Annotated in this window: 14 protein-coding genes and 1 tRNA gene; 5 read left to right on the forward strand and 10 right to left on the reverse strand. The window is 69.1% G+C overall.

The features are described 5' to 3' along the window. The first annotated feature begins 49 nt into the window (after positions 1-49). Together AES38_RS14020 and AES38_RS14025 are read left to right on the forward strand one after the other, a co-directional pair. Entirely contained in the window at positions 50-538 is a 489-nt protein-coding gene (locus AES38_RS14020) for a DIP1984 family protein (protein ID WP_053775487.1), read from the forward strand. Between the two features lie 260 nt (positions 539-798). Continuing rightward, complete coding sequence (locus AES38_RS14025) at positions 799-1,434, forward strand: isochorismatase family protein (RefSeq protein WP_053775488.1); 636 nt, start codon at positions 799-801, stop codon at positions 1,432-1,434. Positions 1,435-1,477: 43 nt separating this feature from the next. On the opposite strand, the gene AES38_RS14030 is transcribed toward AES38_RS14025, so the two are convergent. The 4 genes from AES38_RS14030 to ald all read right to left on the reverse strand — a co-directional run bounded on the left by AES38_RS14030 (position 1,478) and on the right by ald (position 5,000). After that, entirely contained in the window at positions 1,478-2,251 is a 774-nt protein-coding gene (locus tag AES38_RS14030) for a hypothetical protein (RefSeq protein WP_053775489.1), read from the reverse strand. A 4-nt stretch (positions 2,252-2,255) separates the two neighbouring features. After that, positions 2,256-2,975 (reverse strand): DUF4190 domain-containing protein, encoded by a 720-nt coding sequence (locus AES38_RS14035; RefSeq protein ID WP_053775490.1) that lies wholly within the window; start codon positions 2,973-2,975, stop codon positions 2,256-2,258. A 142-nt stretch (positions 2,976-3,117) separates the two neighbouring features. After that, on the reverse strand, positions 3,118-3,777 hold the full coding sequence (locus AES38_RS14040) for an MmpS family transport accessory protein (protein WP_053775491.1): 660 nt from the start codon (positions 3,775-3,777) through the stop codon (positions 3,118-3,120). Positions 3,778-3,881: 104 nt separating this feature from the next. After that, the gene (gene ald / locus AES38_RS14045; RefSeq protein ID WP_053775492.1) at positions 3,882-5,000 is read right to left on the reverse strand and encodes an alanine dehydrogenase; all 1,119 of its coding nucleotides are present in this window, start codon (positions 4,998-5,000) and stop codon (positions 3,882-3,884) included. Between the two features lie 166 nt (positions 5,001-5,166). On the opposite strand from ald, the gene AES38_RS14050 reads away from it, so the two are divergent. Beyond that, positions 5,167-5,661 (forward strand): Lrp/AsnC family transcriptional regulator, encoded by a 495-nt coding sequence (locus tag AES38_RS14050; protein ID WP_053775493.1) that lies wholly within the window; start codon positions 5,167-5,169, stop codon positions 5,659-5,661. 30 nt (positions 5,662-5,691) lie between these two features. On the opposite strand, the gene AES38_RS14055 is transcribed toward AES38_RS14050, so the two are convergent. Together AES38_RS14055 and AES38_RS14060 are read right to left on the reverse strand one after the other, a co-directional pair. After that, complete coding sequence (locus AES38_RS14055) at positions 5,692-8,685, reverse strand: DUF5695 domain-containing protein (protein WP_053775494.1); 2,994 nt, start codon at positions 8,683-8,685, stop codon at positions 5,692-5,694. A 247-nt stretch (positions 8,686-8,932) separates the two neighbouring features. Next, positions 8,933-9,346 carry a winged helix-turn-helix transcriptional regulator gene (locus AES38_RS14060; RefSeq protein WP_053775495.1) on the reverse strand — a complete coding sequence of 138 codons (414 nt, stop codon included), beginning with the start codon at positions 9,344-9,346 and terminating at the stop codon, positions 8,933-8,935. Between the two features lie 78 nt (positions 9,347-9,424). Here AES38_RS14060 and AES38_RS14065 point away from each other — a divergent pair, with 78 nt between their 5' ends. Continuing rightward, positions 9,425-10,249: an NAD-dependent epimerase/dehydratase family protein gene (locus AES38_RS14065; protein ID WP_053775496.1), complete on the forward strand. Its 825-nt coding sequence runs from the start codon at positions 9,425-9,427 to the stop codon at positions 10,247-10,249. An 18-nt stretch (positions 10,250-10,267) separates the two neighbouring features. Here AES38_RS14065 and dcd read toward each other — a convergent pair whose 3' ends face one another. Continuing rightward, positions 10,268-10,873, reverse strand: coding sequence for a dCTP deaminase (gene dcd / locus AES38_RS14070; protein WP_053775497.1), 606 nt, complete (start codon positions 10,871-10,873; stop codon positions 10,268-10,270). Between the two features lie 81 nt (positions 10,874-10,954). Here dcd and AES38_RS14075 point away from each other — a divergent pair. Then, positions 10,955-11,028, forward strand: a tRNA-Gly gene (locus AES38_RS14075). Between the two features lie 569 nt (positions 11,029-11,597). On the opposite strand, the gene AES38_RS15500 is transcribed toward AES38_RS14075, so the two are convergent. The 3 genes from AES38_RS15500 to AES38_RS14085 all read right to left on the reverse strand — a co-directional run bounded on the left by AES38_RS15500 (position 11,598) and on the right by AES38_RS14085 (position 13,910). After that, the gene (locus tag AES38_RS15500; RefSeq protein ID WP_210768429.1) at positions 11,598-13,031 is read right to left on the reverse strand and encodes a hypothetical protein; all 1,434 of its coding nucleotides are present in this window, start codon (positions 13,029-13,031) and stop codon (positions 11,598-11,600) included. Between the two features lie 334 nt (positions 13,032-13,365). Beyond that, positions 13,366-13,797: a FadR/GntR family transcriptional regulator gene (locus AES38_RS14080; protein ID WP_306453495.1), complete on the reverse strand. Its 432-nt coding sequence runs from the start codon at positions 13,795-13,797 to the stop codon at positions 13,366-13,368. Continuing rightward, the gene (locus tag AES38_RS14085) at positions 13,707-13,910 is read right to left on the reverse strand and encodes a hypothetical protein (RefSeq protein ID WP_053775498.1); all 204 of its coding nucleotides are present in this window, start codon (positions 13,908-13,910) and stop codon (positions 13,707-13,709) included. Before AES38_RS14085 ends, AES38_RS14080 begins: the two co-directional genes overlap by 91 nt. Between the last annotated feature and the right edge of the window lie 92 nt (positions 13,911-14,002).

The following is a 14,002-nucleotide window of genomic DNA, read 5'->3' on the forward strand; positions in this document are numbered from 1 at the left end:
TATCCCGGTGCCCGTCCGCGGACCGGCGGCCCTGTGGCACGGTGGACGCATGAGACTCGCCGAGGCGCTGATGGAACGGTCCGACCTGCAGAGGCGCGTCGAGTCGCTGCGGAGCAGGGTCCAGGCGACCGCCCGCTACCAGGAGGGCGAGGATCCCGCGGAGGACGCGGCCGCGCTGCTCGAGGAGGCGGTCGAGACGGCGGACCTGCTCGCGGCGCTCGTGACGCGGATCAACCTCACCAACACGGCCGCGGCGCTCGACGACGGCACGCCCCTCACCGCGGCGCTCGCCCGGCGGGACGCGCTGCGGACGCGGCACGGGATCCTCACCGCCGCGGCCGACGCCGCCTCCGGTCGTGGGGGCGCGAGCGGCGGCTCGTACGCGCCGCGGCAGATGCGGAGCGAGCTGCGGCAGCTCTCGGCGCTGCCCATCCGCGAGGTGCGCGACCGGGCCGACGACGCGGCGCGCGAGCTCCGGGAGCTCGACGCCCGGATCCAGCGCGCGAACTGGGAGGTGGAGCTGGTCGAGGAGGCGTAGGGGCGAGTCGGTAGTCGTCCGGAGCGGGCACACCCCGGCGGATCAGCGGGCAACCTGATCCCCTGTGGCGCGGAGGGCAGCGCACCCGGCGAGAGCCGAGCACACGTCAGCCCCGCACCTCGCACCGGGAACGGTGCACGGGTACAGCTCACCACCACGTGCCGGTCGGACGACGAGGGAGGGATCGGGGACCTCGCCCCCGCGGGAGATGATCGAGGGGTCGCGTCGAACGGCGCCGCCCGCCCACCTGAGGAGCCACCATGCCCGCACCCCGTCGCGCCCTCGTCCTCGTCGACGTCCAGCAGGAGTACTTCGCCGGTCCGCTCGAGATCCGCCACCCGGATCCCGCCGACTCCGTGCGCGTGATCGCCCGCGCGATCGACGCCGCCACCGCGGCCGGGATCCCCGTCATCGTCGTGCAGCACGACTCCGGCGAGGGCGCGCCCGTCTTCGACCCGACGAGCGACGCCTTCCGCCTGCACCCCGAGGTGGAGTCGCGCCGCGCGGACGCGTGGAAGGCCGTGACCAAGTCGAAGGGCTCCGTCTTCGCGGGCACCGACCTCGTCGAGTGGGTGCGCGCCGAGGGCGTCGACACGATCACGCTCGTCGGCTACATGACCAACAACTGCATCATCGCGTCGGCGGTGGAGGCCGAGGGGCTCGACGTCGCCGCCGAGGTGCTCTCCGACGCGACCGGGGCGATCGCCCTGGCCAACGCGGCCGGATCCGTCGACGCGGCGACCGTGCACGGCACCCTGCTCGCGCTGCTGCACTCGAACTTCGCGGCCGTCGCGACGACCGACGCGTGGATCGCGGCGGTCACCGCGGGCGAGCCGCTCCCGAAGGACGACCTCGGCAGCTCGGCGACCGCGGGCGCGGCGCGCAGCGCCGGCTGATCCCGGCCATCGTGGAGCCGGCCGGCGCGGCGGGCCCCGCGGATCACGGCACGAAGCCCCGCAGCGCGTACGCGTCGGTCTCGCAGCTCGCGTACTCGCCCGGGCCCGACGCCGAGCCGGTGGCGATGACCTCGTCGCCCACGAGGATCCGGCATGCGGCCTCGCCGCCCTTCTCGGGCAGGAGCGCGCTGAGGAGGAGGCTCACCGGCACGGCCCGCGCGTCGCGCGTGACCCGCACCTCGATGTCGCGCGTCCACGGCAGCGGCTGGTCCTCGAGCAGCTCGACCCCGGAGTGGAGCTGCACGCCGTCGGACGAGATGATCTGCACGCCGGCCGCGGTCCCCGTCACCTCGTAGGTGAGCGTGAAGGGCGTGACGCTCGCGGCCTCCTCGTCGACGTAGGTGGGCGTCGGCGCGGCGACGCTCCCGTCGTCGAGGAACCAGATCGAGCCGACCAGCCGGCCCGCGTAGACGGGCGGCAGCACCGCGGTGAGGAGCGTCGCGAGGAGGGCCAGGCCGATCCCGACGGCCGAGCGACGGCGGGGCCGACGCCGGAGGCAGAGGCCGACGATCCCGATCACCAGGGGCACCGGCACCGCGATCCAGGTGAACCAGTTCAGCAGCGGCACGATCGACGCGCCCGCGACGATCGCCCCGGAGACGACCGCGACCCGGCCGACCTCGTCGTCGACCTCCGGGCGTCGCGGGGCCGTAGCGGCGGGCGACGGCAGGGGCGCGGGACCCGCGGCCGGACCGTACGGTGACGGCCGTCTCGCCCCGGCCGGCACGTCCTCTCCCGGCACGCCCTCTCCCGTCACGCCGTCACTCCCCCGCCGCCGCGCGCACCTCGTCGGCCGTCACGACGCACGCCGCGCGCGCGGCCGGGCCGGACGCCGTCTGCTCGGTGAGCACGACGCCGCCCACGAGGATCCGGCAGGTCACGTCGCCCGCCTCCGGGCCGCCCGTGCCGACGAGGATCAGGCGCTCGTCGTCGGACCCGCCGCCCGGCAGCACGACCTCGCGCGTGAACGGCAGCGGCTGCGCCTCCGCCTCCTCGGTGCCGAGCACCTCGCCGACCAGGCTGGTCCACGCGGCGCTCACGGTCGCGACCGTCCCGCTCAGCTCGTAGGCGACCGCGACGTCGCCGGCCGTGGTCGGGCCGTCCTGCGGCCCGGTGCCCTGCGGCTCGGGCAGCGGCACCGGGCTCGTCGACGAGCGCGCGTCCTCCACGGCGTCGCCGATGACCGTCGCGATGCCGACCGTGTAGACGATCGCGAGCACGATCGAGAGGATCAGCGCGACCACGCCCAGGACGAGGCCGCCGAGCGCCATGCCCCGGGGCCGGTCGCGGAGGATCAGGCCGATGATGCCGAGCACGATGCCGACGACCGCGAGGAACCCCGACACGTAGTTGAGGAGCGGGATGACCGATCCGATGAGCGACAGCACGCCGACGACGAGCGCGGCGAGGCCGACGCCGTTGACGGTCCTCCGCTCGCGGGGCGCGGTCGGCTCGGGCTCGGGGGCGTAGCGGAAGGTCATGCATCGACCCTGCCAGGCCCGCGGGCGGATCCGGCCGTCGCGGGGTCACGATCCCGCGACGGCCCGACCTGACGGCCCGGGGGTGCGCACCGATGAGAGAAGGCCCCGCCGCGATGCGACAGGGCCTTCCGCTACGTGGGGATCACTCGCCCTGGATGTCCTCGGAGCTGGCGGTGCAGAACGCGGACGCGTAGGCACCGGTTGCGGTCTGCTCCGAGACCGGAGCGCCGTCTACGAGGATGCGGCATGTCACGTCGCCGCCCTCGGTTCCGGAGGTGCCGCTGAGCGTGAAGCTCGAGAAGTCGAACGCGCCGCCCGCCTTGACGACGATCTCCTTCGAGAACGGCAGCGCCTGCTCCGTGGCCTGCTCGGAGCCGGAGTTGCCGTCCGTGTAGGTGGAGTAGGTCGCCGTCACGGAGGTAGCCGAGCCCGTGAGCTCGTAGGTCACGGTGACCTCGCGCTCGGCGGCCGCCGAGGCCTCCGCCTGCGACGTCTCGATCGCGTCGGAGACACCCGATGCGAAGCCGGCGGTGTAGGTGATGGCGAGGACGATGGACAGGATCAGCGCGACGACGCTGATGATCGTCCCGGCGATCGCCATGCCCTTCGGCCGGTTCTTGAGGAACAGGCCGATCGCTCCGAGGACCAGGCCGACGAATGCCAGGAAGCCGGAGACGTAGTTGACGATCGGGATGACGGAACCGACGAGGGCGACGATGCCGATGATGAGGGCGGCGAGGCCGAGGCCGTTCTTGCGAGGCGCTTCGGGTGCGGATGCAGGAGGTGGGGCGTACTGGGTCATGGTCCGAGATTGCCAGCCGATGCACAGGTCGATGACCAGATCGTGGCACCAGTTCGGGGCGCCGCCGCCTCCCGTTCAGGTCACAGCCGGCAGCGGGAGCGCGCTCAGTCCGCCAGGACGTCCGCGACCGGCGTCAGGGGCATCTCCAGCGCCGCCGCGACGTGCGAGTTGGTCACGTGCCCGTCGTGCACGTTCAGGCCGAGGGCGAGCGCCGGATCCTCCGCGAGGGCCCGCTTCCACCCCTTCTCGGCGAGCGCGATCACGTACGGCAGCGTCGCGTTCGTGAGCGCGCGCGTGGAGGTCTCCGGCACCGCGCCCGGCATGTTGGCGACGCAGTAGTAGACGCTGTCGTGCACGTCGAAGGTCGGGTCGTCGTGCGTGGTGGGGCGGGATCCCTCGAAGCAGCCGCCCTGGTCGATGGCGATGTCGACGAGCACGGAGCCCTTCTTCATGGTCGCGACCATCGCGTCGGTCACGAGCTTCGGGGCCTGCGCGCCGGGGATGAGGACCGAGCCGATGACGAGGTCGGCGTCCGTGAGCTGCGCCGCGATCTCGTAGGCCGAGGAGACGCGCGTCTGCACCTGCCCGCCGAAGCGGATCTCGAGCTCGCGGAGGCGCGGGATGGAGAGGTCGATGATCGTGACGTCGGCGCCCATGCCGAGCGCGTTCGCCGCCGCGTGCTCGCCCGCGACGCCGCCGCCGATCACGACCACGCGCGCCTTCGGGGTGCCGGGCACGCCGCCGAGGAGGATCCCGCGCCCGCCGGCCGCGCGCATGAGGTGGTACGCGCCGACCTGGGTGGAGAGCCGGCCGGCGACCTCGCTCATCGGCTGGAGGAGCGGCAGCTGGCGGTTCGGGAGCTGCACGGTCTCGTAGGCGATGGCCGTGGTGCCGGAGGCGACGAGCGCGTCCGTGCAGGGCCGGGACGCCGCGAGGTGCAGGTAGGTGAAGAGGGTCTGGCCGGCGCGCATGCGCGGGTACTCCTCCGCGATGGGCTCCTTGACCTTGAGCAGCAGATCCGCCGCCGCCCACACCTCGTCGGCCGTGGCTACCATGGTCGCGCCCGCCTCGACGTAGTCGGCGTCGGTGATGCTGGATCCGAGCCCCGCGCCCTCCTGCACGAGCACCTCGTGGCCGCGGCGCACGAGCTCGTGCACGCCCGCGGGCGTGGCGGCGACCCGGTTCTCGTTGTTCTTGACCTCGGTGGGGATCCCGACCTTCATGCGCGTGCTCCGTCTCGTCTCCCCGCGAGGTGCGGCCGGCGGCAGCGATGCGGGAGGGCGAGTCCCAATATGGCCATCGTGCGTTTCCGGCTCGTGAAGTGCGTAGGATCTTCGGCGCATGCGCCGCATCCGGCGCGATGCTGCGGCGCGAGAGGACGGGCGGCCCATGCCGACGAAGGAACTGCGGACCCCCGAGCCGCTCGACGCGATCGACCGGAAGCTCGTCGCCCTGCTCCGGGCCGACGCGCGCACCCCGAACAGCCGCCTCGCCGAGCAGGCGGGCATCGCGCCGTCGACCTGCGTGACCCGGGTGCGCGGCCTCGTCGAGCGCGGCGTGATCACGGGCTTCACCGCCACGATCGACGCGGACGCGGTGGGCGTGGGACTCCAGGCGCTCATCAGCATCGCGATCCGCGCGGGCGCCCGGCACGAGATGGCCGCGTTCGCGTCCGAGATGCGCGAGCTCGCCGACGTGGTGCAGCTCTTCTTCCTCGGCGGATCCGAGGACTTCATCCTCCACATCGCCGTCCGCGACAGCGACCACCTCCGCGACTTCGTCCTCAAGCACCTGTCGGCGCACCCGGCCGTGGCGTCGACCCGCACGAGCGTGGTGTTCGACCACCACCACTCGGGGCCGGCGGTGGGGGATCCGGGCGCCTAGATCGCGAACGCGCCGGATCCCCCGACCGGTTCAGCCGGCCGTGCGCACGACGTGCACGTCGAACGTGCCGCTGGCCGGCGCGTCGTACGCGATGCGCGTGGGCGGGGCGAGGGGATCCGTCGCCGCGCCCGGCCGCTGCACCGTGACGGTGCGCTGCGTGACCCCGTCCACGACCACCGCGTAGGTGCCCGACGCGAGACCGCTGACCTCGGCCACGCCGGAATGCGCGGCGCCGCTGCGGCCGAGCATCGCGAGGCGCAGGTCGGCGTTGTCCGCGCTCACGGTCGCGCGGGCGTACGCGTCGTCCTCCAGGTCGACCGAGAGCTGCTGCGTGACCAGGTGCAGGCGTCGCTGCAGGCCGTCCTTCGGCACGACGGTCTGCGATCCCGCCGTCGCCGTCACGTCGGCGCCGTAGGCGACGGTGCCGAAGATCGGATCGTCGGTCACCACGTCCGCGCTCAGGGTCTGCATCGCGCCCCAGAGCCCGAGGTCGCTCTCGCCGGTCATGCCGCGCCAGCCGTTGAGGAGCGCCACGTCGGGTCCGCCGCCCACGCCCGTGGTGCCGAGGTTGCCGCGCTCGGACTGGTAGGTCCAGGCGGAGGCGCCGATGTTCTCGGGGGCGTCGCTGATCTGTCCCGCGTTCACCGTCGCGAGCTCGGCCACCTTCCCGGCGTAGTTCAGCCGCTGCAGCTCGGCTCGGCGGGCGGGTGAGATGGCCTGCTGGCCGGTCTCGAGGGCCGCCGTGTGGTTGATGTAGTCGTCCATCGTGTAGCCGGCGAGCGCCGCCGTGTACTGGAACTGCCAGGTGTTCTCGCCCGTGATGGTGGTGGGGACGGAGTTCCAGTACCAGACGGGCATCCGGCCGCGGTCGGCCTCGGTCTTCGACACGATGTCGCGCATGATCCTCAGCGCCTTCGTGCGATCCGCGTCGACGTTCGTGCGCGCGAGCATGTAGACGGCCTCCTCGCCCGTGTTGTCGTAGGTGTACTCGGATCCGTACGGGTACTTCGCCGCGGACACGTTCGCGTACTTCGTCGCCATCTTCTTCACGATGTCGTCGGCCTGCGCGGTCATGCCCTCGGCGCGGAGATCCTCGATGAGGCGCGGCGTCGACTGCTCGCCCATGAGGCCGGTCTCGTAGTTGTAGAACACGTCCTTGTCGTCGTACAGCTCCGTGAAGACGCCGTACGCCGCCTGGAGGTACCACTCCGCCGGGTGCTGGTACGCGATCGCGTTCGGGTTCTCCTTCGCGACCTCGTACATCGACAGGAACGTGTTGTAGATGTGCGGGTAGGCGTAGCCGCGCCCGATCGGGGTGTCGTTCTGGCTGCCCGGCTTGCCCTGCTCGAAGAAGTCGTGGATCACGTAGCTCGGCGGCGCGGTGGGCGAGGTGTTGCCCATCAGGTGCTCCCAGACCGCCTTCTGCAGGTACTGGTCGAGCGCCTGGATCTGGTGCGCATCCGGCCGGACGACCTGCTTCTCCGCGAGGAACTCCGCGTGCGGATATCCCCAGTCGTCGCCGAGGCCCCAGTATCCGTCGTAGACGTTCCGGCGACCCTCCGCGGGATTCGAGGCGGAGGGCGCGCGGCCGTCCTTCGCGTTCATCATCCAGTCGTCGAACGTGTAGTCCCGGATGTCGGACGGCGCGATCCCGTCCTTCGGCGTCCACTGCATCTTGTCGACCATGAACTGCGCGTGCATGTCGAGCAGGTGCGCGATGTCGTCGATCACCGAGAACTGGAGCACCGAGGTGCGCGCGGCTCCCGTCTGGTCGGTGTACGCCACCGTGACGTCGTTCGCGCCGAGCTGCGTGCGGTCGAACGCCATGTCGTAGATCCGGTACTCGCCGTTGCTGCGCGAGGACGTGACGGTCGGATCCGTGGGGTGCGCTCCGTGCAGGTCGTTCCGGTTGTGCGCGGTGACCGACGTGATGGTGCCCTTCACGCGGAACGCCATCTCGGCCTTCCGGTCGACGGGCACGATGTACCCGGGCACGACCGCGGTGTCGAGCAGGCCCTGGTCGTACATGGACTGCTTCATGGCGTGATCGTCGGCGACGGAGCCGAGGTGGTACGTGTAGCTCTTCGTCGCCCCGGGCGCGAGGGCGAGGCTGGTCGACGGGAGGTACCCGCGGTTCGTCCTCTGGATCGCCATGGAGTGCGCGTAGTAGACGTTGAGGCCCTTCACCATCGAGCCCTCCTTGTCCTCGTTCCAGGCCCACGGGGTGTCACCGACCTCCTGGGTGCGCCAGCGGTCCTGGTACTCGAAGCCGGATCCGGTGGCGGTGTCCGGGGTCATCGCGAGGAACGGGCCCTGGCCGCTGGGCCGCTCGAGCGTGAGGTAGGAGCCGTTCTCGCCCACGTAGGAGTGGGTGAGGACGCGGCGCTCGTAGATCCGGTCGCCGCCCTTCCAGAGCTCGTTGCCGGGGACGGGCATGCCCCAGTCGCCGATGACGAGGCGCTGGCTGCCCGAGTTGGTGACGTCCTGCTTCCAGGTGAGGGAGCCGTCGGCGGCGATCGAGTACGTCTCCCGCACGGTGAAGCCGGAGATGCCCCGCGGGTCCTTCGAGTCCGCGTACGTGACCGTGACGCTGGTGGGCGTGGCGGTGACCGTGCGGGCATCGCCGGAGCGCGTGGTCCACGCGGTCTTCCACGCGGTGGATCCGACGCCGTCCTTCGTGATCGCGCCGTCGCCGGTGGCGTAGGAGAACATCAGGTTGCCGAGCCACTGGCGGTTGCCGACGTCCGGATCCGCGGCCTGGTCGGGCGCGGTCGTCGGGTTCATGAGGTACTCGGTGTCGTGCAGGTCGCCCGGGATCTTCAGCGACTGGAGCGAGCCGTCGGCGGCGAAGCCCGCGCGGATCCTGCTCGACTTCAGCGTGTACGGGTACGTGGTCGCGGCCTCCGCCTGCGCGTCGGCGGGATGGGGGACCACGGCGGATCCGGTGGCGAGGACGGTGCCGACGACGAGCGCCGCCAGCCACCTCCTCCTGCTGCTGCTGCTGCTGCCTGGGCGTGACGACATGGCCTGCTCCTTCGTGGGACGGAGCCGGGCGACGGTCGTCGACCCGGCGACGTGCGGACGAAGCGCCCCAGGTGGATCGCTGGCTGGTGCGTGGAGGTGGTGCGGAGGGGCGCCCCTGCCGAGGTCGCGACAGGGGAAGCGGACCCGGCGGCTGAGGATGGCATGCGGGCGGGGCGGGGTCGGCGGGTTCTCCACGGGGGGGCGGGCGGGCCGGGATGGAGCCGACCAGCTCGGCGGCGTCGGCGGCTCAGCGGATCGCGTGCCCCGGGTGCTCCGCGTCGTAGCGCTCCCGCGACTCCGCGATGCCCGCGCGCTCCGCGAGAGCCCAGTCGGCGAGGGCCTTCACGAGGTGGGTGAGCCGGCTGCCCGAGGGCGTGAGCGCGTACGAGACCTGCGCGGGCACCGTCGGGAAGACCGTGCGGGCGACGAGGCCGTCGCGCTCCAGCCGCCGGAGGGTGAGCGTCAGCATGCGCTGCGAGATCCCCTCGACCGCGCGCTGCAGCTCGCGGAACCGCCGCTCCCCCGACGCCAGCTCGACGACGACGAGCACCGACCAGGTGTCGCCGACGCGGTCGAGCACGTCGCGGATCCCGCAGTCGAGGTGGTCCGCGCGGCCGCAGGGCTCGAGGTCCGCGGTCACCGCGGTGTGCGTGGGTGACACGGGAGTGCCTCCTTGTGAGGGGTCGGGGGTCGCAGCACGCTCGGAGACATCACCGACAGAACCACGAGAGGTGGATCCATGATCCTCGTCACCGGCGCCACGGGCCAGCTCGGCTCCGCCATCCTCCAGCACCTCCGCGCGACGGGGGCCGACGCGATCGGCAGCAGCCGCTCCGGCGCCGACGGCATGCGTCGGATCGACCTCGACGACCCCGCGACCGTCTCCTTCGCCGGCGTCGACACCCTGGTGCTCGTCTCGGCGGGCGAGGCCGAGGACGACGTGGTCACCGCTCGGCACGACGCCGCGATCACCGCGGCCGAGCGCGACGGCGTCGGGCACGTGATCTACACGAGCGTCGGGGCGGGCGGGGACCACCTCGCCTTCGCGCTCGCGCACCGCTGGACCGAGCGCCGCCTCGCCCGGAGCCGCGTGCCGTCGACCGTGCTGCGGAACGGCCTGTACGCGGAGCTGTTCGGGGCCCTGCTCACGTGGCGCGGGTCGCGGCTGGAGTCGGCGTTCGGCGACGGGGCCCTCGCGGCCGTCGCGCGCGGGGACCTCGCGGAGGCGGCGGCCGTCGTCGCCCGCGCGCCGCAGGATCACGCGGGCCGTCGGTACGACCTCGTGGGCAGGCCCATCACGGCGGCCTCGGTGGCGCAGCGGGTGGGTGCGCCGCTCGACGGTCTCGACCTCGCTGCGCGCCGGGCGTCCTACGAGGGTGCCGGGCTGAAGCCGTTCCAGCCGGCGATGCTCATGTCGATCCACACGGCCGTGCGGCACGGGTTCCTCGCCGAGACGAGCGGCGACCTGGCGATGCTGCTCGGCCGGGATCCCGTGGATGCCGTGCAGGTGGCGGCCGATGCGGCGTCGGCCGCCCGCCCTGCGCCGGAACGACCAGCTGACTAGCTGACTAGTCGGTGCGGGCTACTCCCCCGACTGCCCCGCGTCCGTCACCGTCACGTCGGTGTGCACGAAGTTGAGGTACGAGCGGGAGGCCGTGGGGCCGCGCTGGCCCTGGTAGCGGGATGCGTACTCGCCGGATCCGTAGGGCTTCTCGGCGGGCGACGACAGGCGGAAGAAGCAGAGCTGGCCGATCTTCATCCCGGGCCAGAGCTTGATGGGCAGCGTCGCGACGTTCGACAGCTCGAGCGTGACGTGGCCGGAGAACCCGGGGTCGATGAAGCCGGCGGTGGAGTGCGTGAGGAGGCCGAGGCGGCCGAGAGAGCTCTTGCCCTCGAGGCGCGCGGCGACGTCGTCGGGCAGCGTGACCAGCTCGTACGTGGATCCGAGGACGAACTCGCCCGGGTGCAGGATGAACGGCTCCCCCGGCTTCGACTCGATGAGGCGCGTGAGCTCGGGCTGGTCCTCGGCGGGGTCGATGTAGGGGTACTTGTGGTTGTCGAACAGCCGGAAGAAGCGGTCGATGCGCACGTCGATGCTCGCGGGCTGCAGCATCCCGGGGTCGTACGGATCGAGGGCCACTCGTCCGGCGTCGAGCTCGGCGGTGATGTCACGGTCGGAGAGGAGCACGGCAGGAGCCTACCGGCGCGGGGTGGCGCCCGGCCGGACTCTTGCTAGGCTGTGGTCTCGACCCGGCTCCAGGCCGGTCGCGCGAGTGTAGTTCAATGGTAGAACTTCAGCTTCCCAAGCTGATAGCGCGGGTTCGATTCCCGTCACTCGCTCCATTTATTTAGCAAGTCGTGCATATAGTTGCCGCTAAATTTAGCATTTACTTATGCTGGGGCGCTTTGCAATAGATTCTTCGAGCGCGACTACGCTAGTGTCGATATTTGAAATATATAATCGCGGCCCCTAGTCGTCCGACATTATGGAACCAGTTTCTGTAATCCAAACTCGCTTACCTTCGCTAATGCGAGTGGCTACGACGGACAGTTCGGGGTCCGAGATAGAAGCCCCATTGCCTACCGCACTAACGGCTTCCAGCAAAGCTCTTCTGACTTCAGCGACAGGCCGTCCCGCATATTTGGATGAGACCGAAGCCAATGCCGCACCAAGACGCTTGATCTGCTCCGCTAGCTGACGTGGAAAGTCGGGATTCATGTGAAATGTCATAGTAAGAAGTCTATCCAGTTGCATGAACCCTTGGCAATCACCTAGATGCAAGAGACTCGTGCCGCTACTACGCCGGCAAGCGGCAGCACGCTTGCGGGCATCTAGTCTCGACGCTTGGCCATCCGGGTCCCTAGTACGCCAAAAATGGCCCGGACGGAGGTCCATGCACCGCATGGCTAGATCAGATGGCCGCCTCCGCTAGGCGCTTTACACCGGAATCAAATCGCAATTGATCCGGCGTTCCAGAAAATTGACGAATAGCAGACATGAGGGCGCGATCGGTGTTGCTCGTCAGTTTCGGTTCAAGCAGATCTAGAAGCAGCGTCCATTGATTTCGGCCTACGTTACTAGTGAGTAGCGACGCTACTGACGGCTCCAAAAAGAGCCGAAGGGCAATCCGCGCGTCCGATGTTGAGAATCTGGAAATCATTTTCTTATATGCAACGACGGCGGCAACACTGACCCCATAGCCATTACCCAAATAGCAATCAACAATGACGCGAACATATCGCTCGCGAACCTGCGCGGGCACGTCCCCTTGTTCACCGGCAAGATCAAGCACTCTCCGCGCAGGCGTGGGCTCATTGTAAAAATTGTCAGAACCGTGATGAGCACTACTCAAGAGATCGAGAGCATCACTCATATCTATGGCGCGCACCTCATTGGTCAGGTAAGCAGATCCGTTTACAAGGTCAATCAGCTCGCGCGCTGCGCTAGCGAAATCCGTTTCAGCACTCGCGCTTGCCCGACCGTGACGTAAGCCGAAGCTTTTTCGCGCCGCGTCTTGGACGAATGGCCACAGACGCGGCCAGAGAAGACGAACATTGTCGGCGACTGTGGGCGTTCGATCCGGAGCAGTGTAGAGACCGAACAGCCCATTTGCGAGCGTATCAGCCCGGTCTAAGGGCAGCTGGTCGAAGAACGCTGCCGCGGAATCCACAGCGGGCTGATCAAGAACGTCTCTCTTTATATTTGCGAGTAGTCGGCCTGTGTGGGCGGTCACATTATCCGTTGGGACATTGATGACTTCGCGAATGCACAGCTGCAAGAAAGTCACGAGCTCAAGGCCCGTAAGTTCGTTTTGGTTCGGATGGGCGGCACTCGCATGATTGCGCATGAATCGGATATTGTCGAGACGCGCAAATCCTACGTCACTAAGTAGCCCAATGGTCATCGCGGCCCGTAGGAGACGTGCATCATCAATAGACGGTAGGTCCTCTTCGGCTTTGAGCGCCTTCCGCAGGTCAGAGTTCGTTCCCGCAGCAATGTCAAAAAAGTATGCGATGTCAAACCCGGTCACACGGGATCGCAATGCTGAAACCAGTTCATCCCATAGGTAGTTCAACGCAGCATCGAACAACCCCACGGTGGCTGCCGCCACCATCTTTGAGACGTAATGTGCGCGAGAGCGAATAAGGGGGTCAAGCTCTTCGAGGACGCTTCCGACATTACTTACCATCGCTGCGCGCTCGCCGACAGGCACAAAGAGTCGCTCAGTCGGCAGGCCAAATTGCTCTAGCATGCCCCTGACGCCCTCTTCGAATCTAACGAGATCGGTAGCAGGCGTTCCAGCGTGGGCTACACGAGCGCTTGCGTCTGGATTATTGTCGGTCATTCCGCCAAACTACCGGGGTAACAACGGGACTGACTATAGACAACCCTGCTTATTGGGCCTCCTCTTACCCCCAGAGCAGGGCACGCAGGACGCTCCTCAGGCGTCACGTCGTTGTGGGGCACAAGATTGACCCTCGCAACCGCGGAAGCCAAAATCGTCGTCGGCAGCACATCACGGAAATCCTCGAGGTACCTCCTTAACGCTACGCCTTCCGCTGTATCTCACACGTGTGTCATCGACGGGGTGAGGTGAGGATCGGATTGAGCGGAAGCTGATGACGCACACGCGCCGAGTTGGCGGGCACACCAGATCGACGTGCCATACCTCGGAGCAGTCAGCGGGTCGCGCTGCTAGCCTCCGCCAGCAACGACGCCATCCCCGCCTCCGCAGTCGCCGCATCCCCATCCCGGATCGCGAAAGCCACCTGCTCATGGGTGTCGAGCGCATGCGGTCGCGGCGTCCGCGGCATCAGCCCCTGGTGCGTGCGACCGCTCAGGACCTCCGTGATCACCTCGCGGAGGGCGCAGAACATGTCGTTGCCGCTGGCCTCGAGGATCAGGTGGTGGAACTCGATGTCGGCGGCGAGGAAGTCGACGAGGGCGCCGGCCTCGCCGAGGCCGCGGAGATCCACCGCGAGCTCGGCGATGCGCGTGCGCTGAGCAGCAGTCGCGGGACTCAGTCCTGAGGCTCGTAGGTGCTCTGACGGGTTCCTCTGTCGTAGCGGAAGCCGATCGGATAGTGCGTGGTCAACGCGCCGTTCGGGAATCGATCGGTCACTTCCTCTGCGAAGTCGTGCGCCTCTTCGCGAGTGGCGAAGACGCCGAGGACGGTGTTGTCGGGTGACTCATCGTGCTGGACGATCCATACCTCAGAGACCATGCAGCAACAGTAGGCCTGTGCACTCCAGCCCCGTGGAGCGGTTGCACTCTGACTGACTGCTCGCGACCCGGTCGGGTCGCCTACAGCAGAAG

Source organism: Clavibacter capsici, from assembly GCF_001280205.1.
GTDB lineage: Bacteria > Actinomycetota > Actinomycetes > Actinomycetales > Microbacteriaceae > Clavibacter > Clavibacter capsici.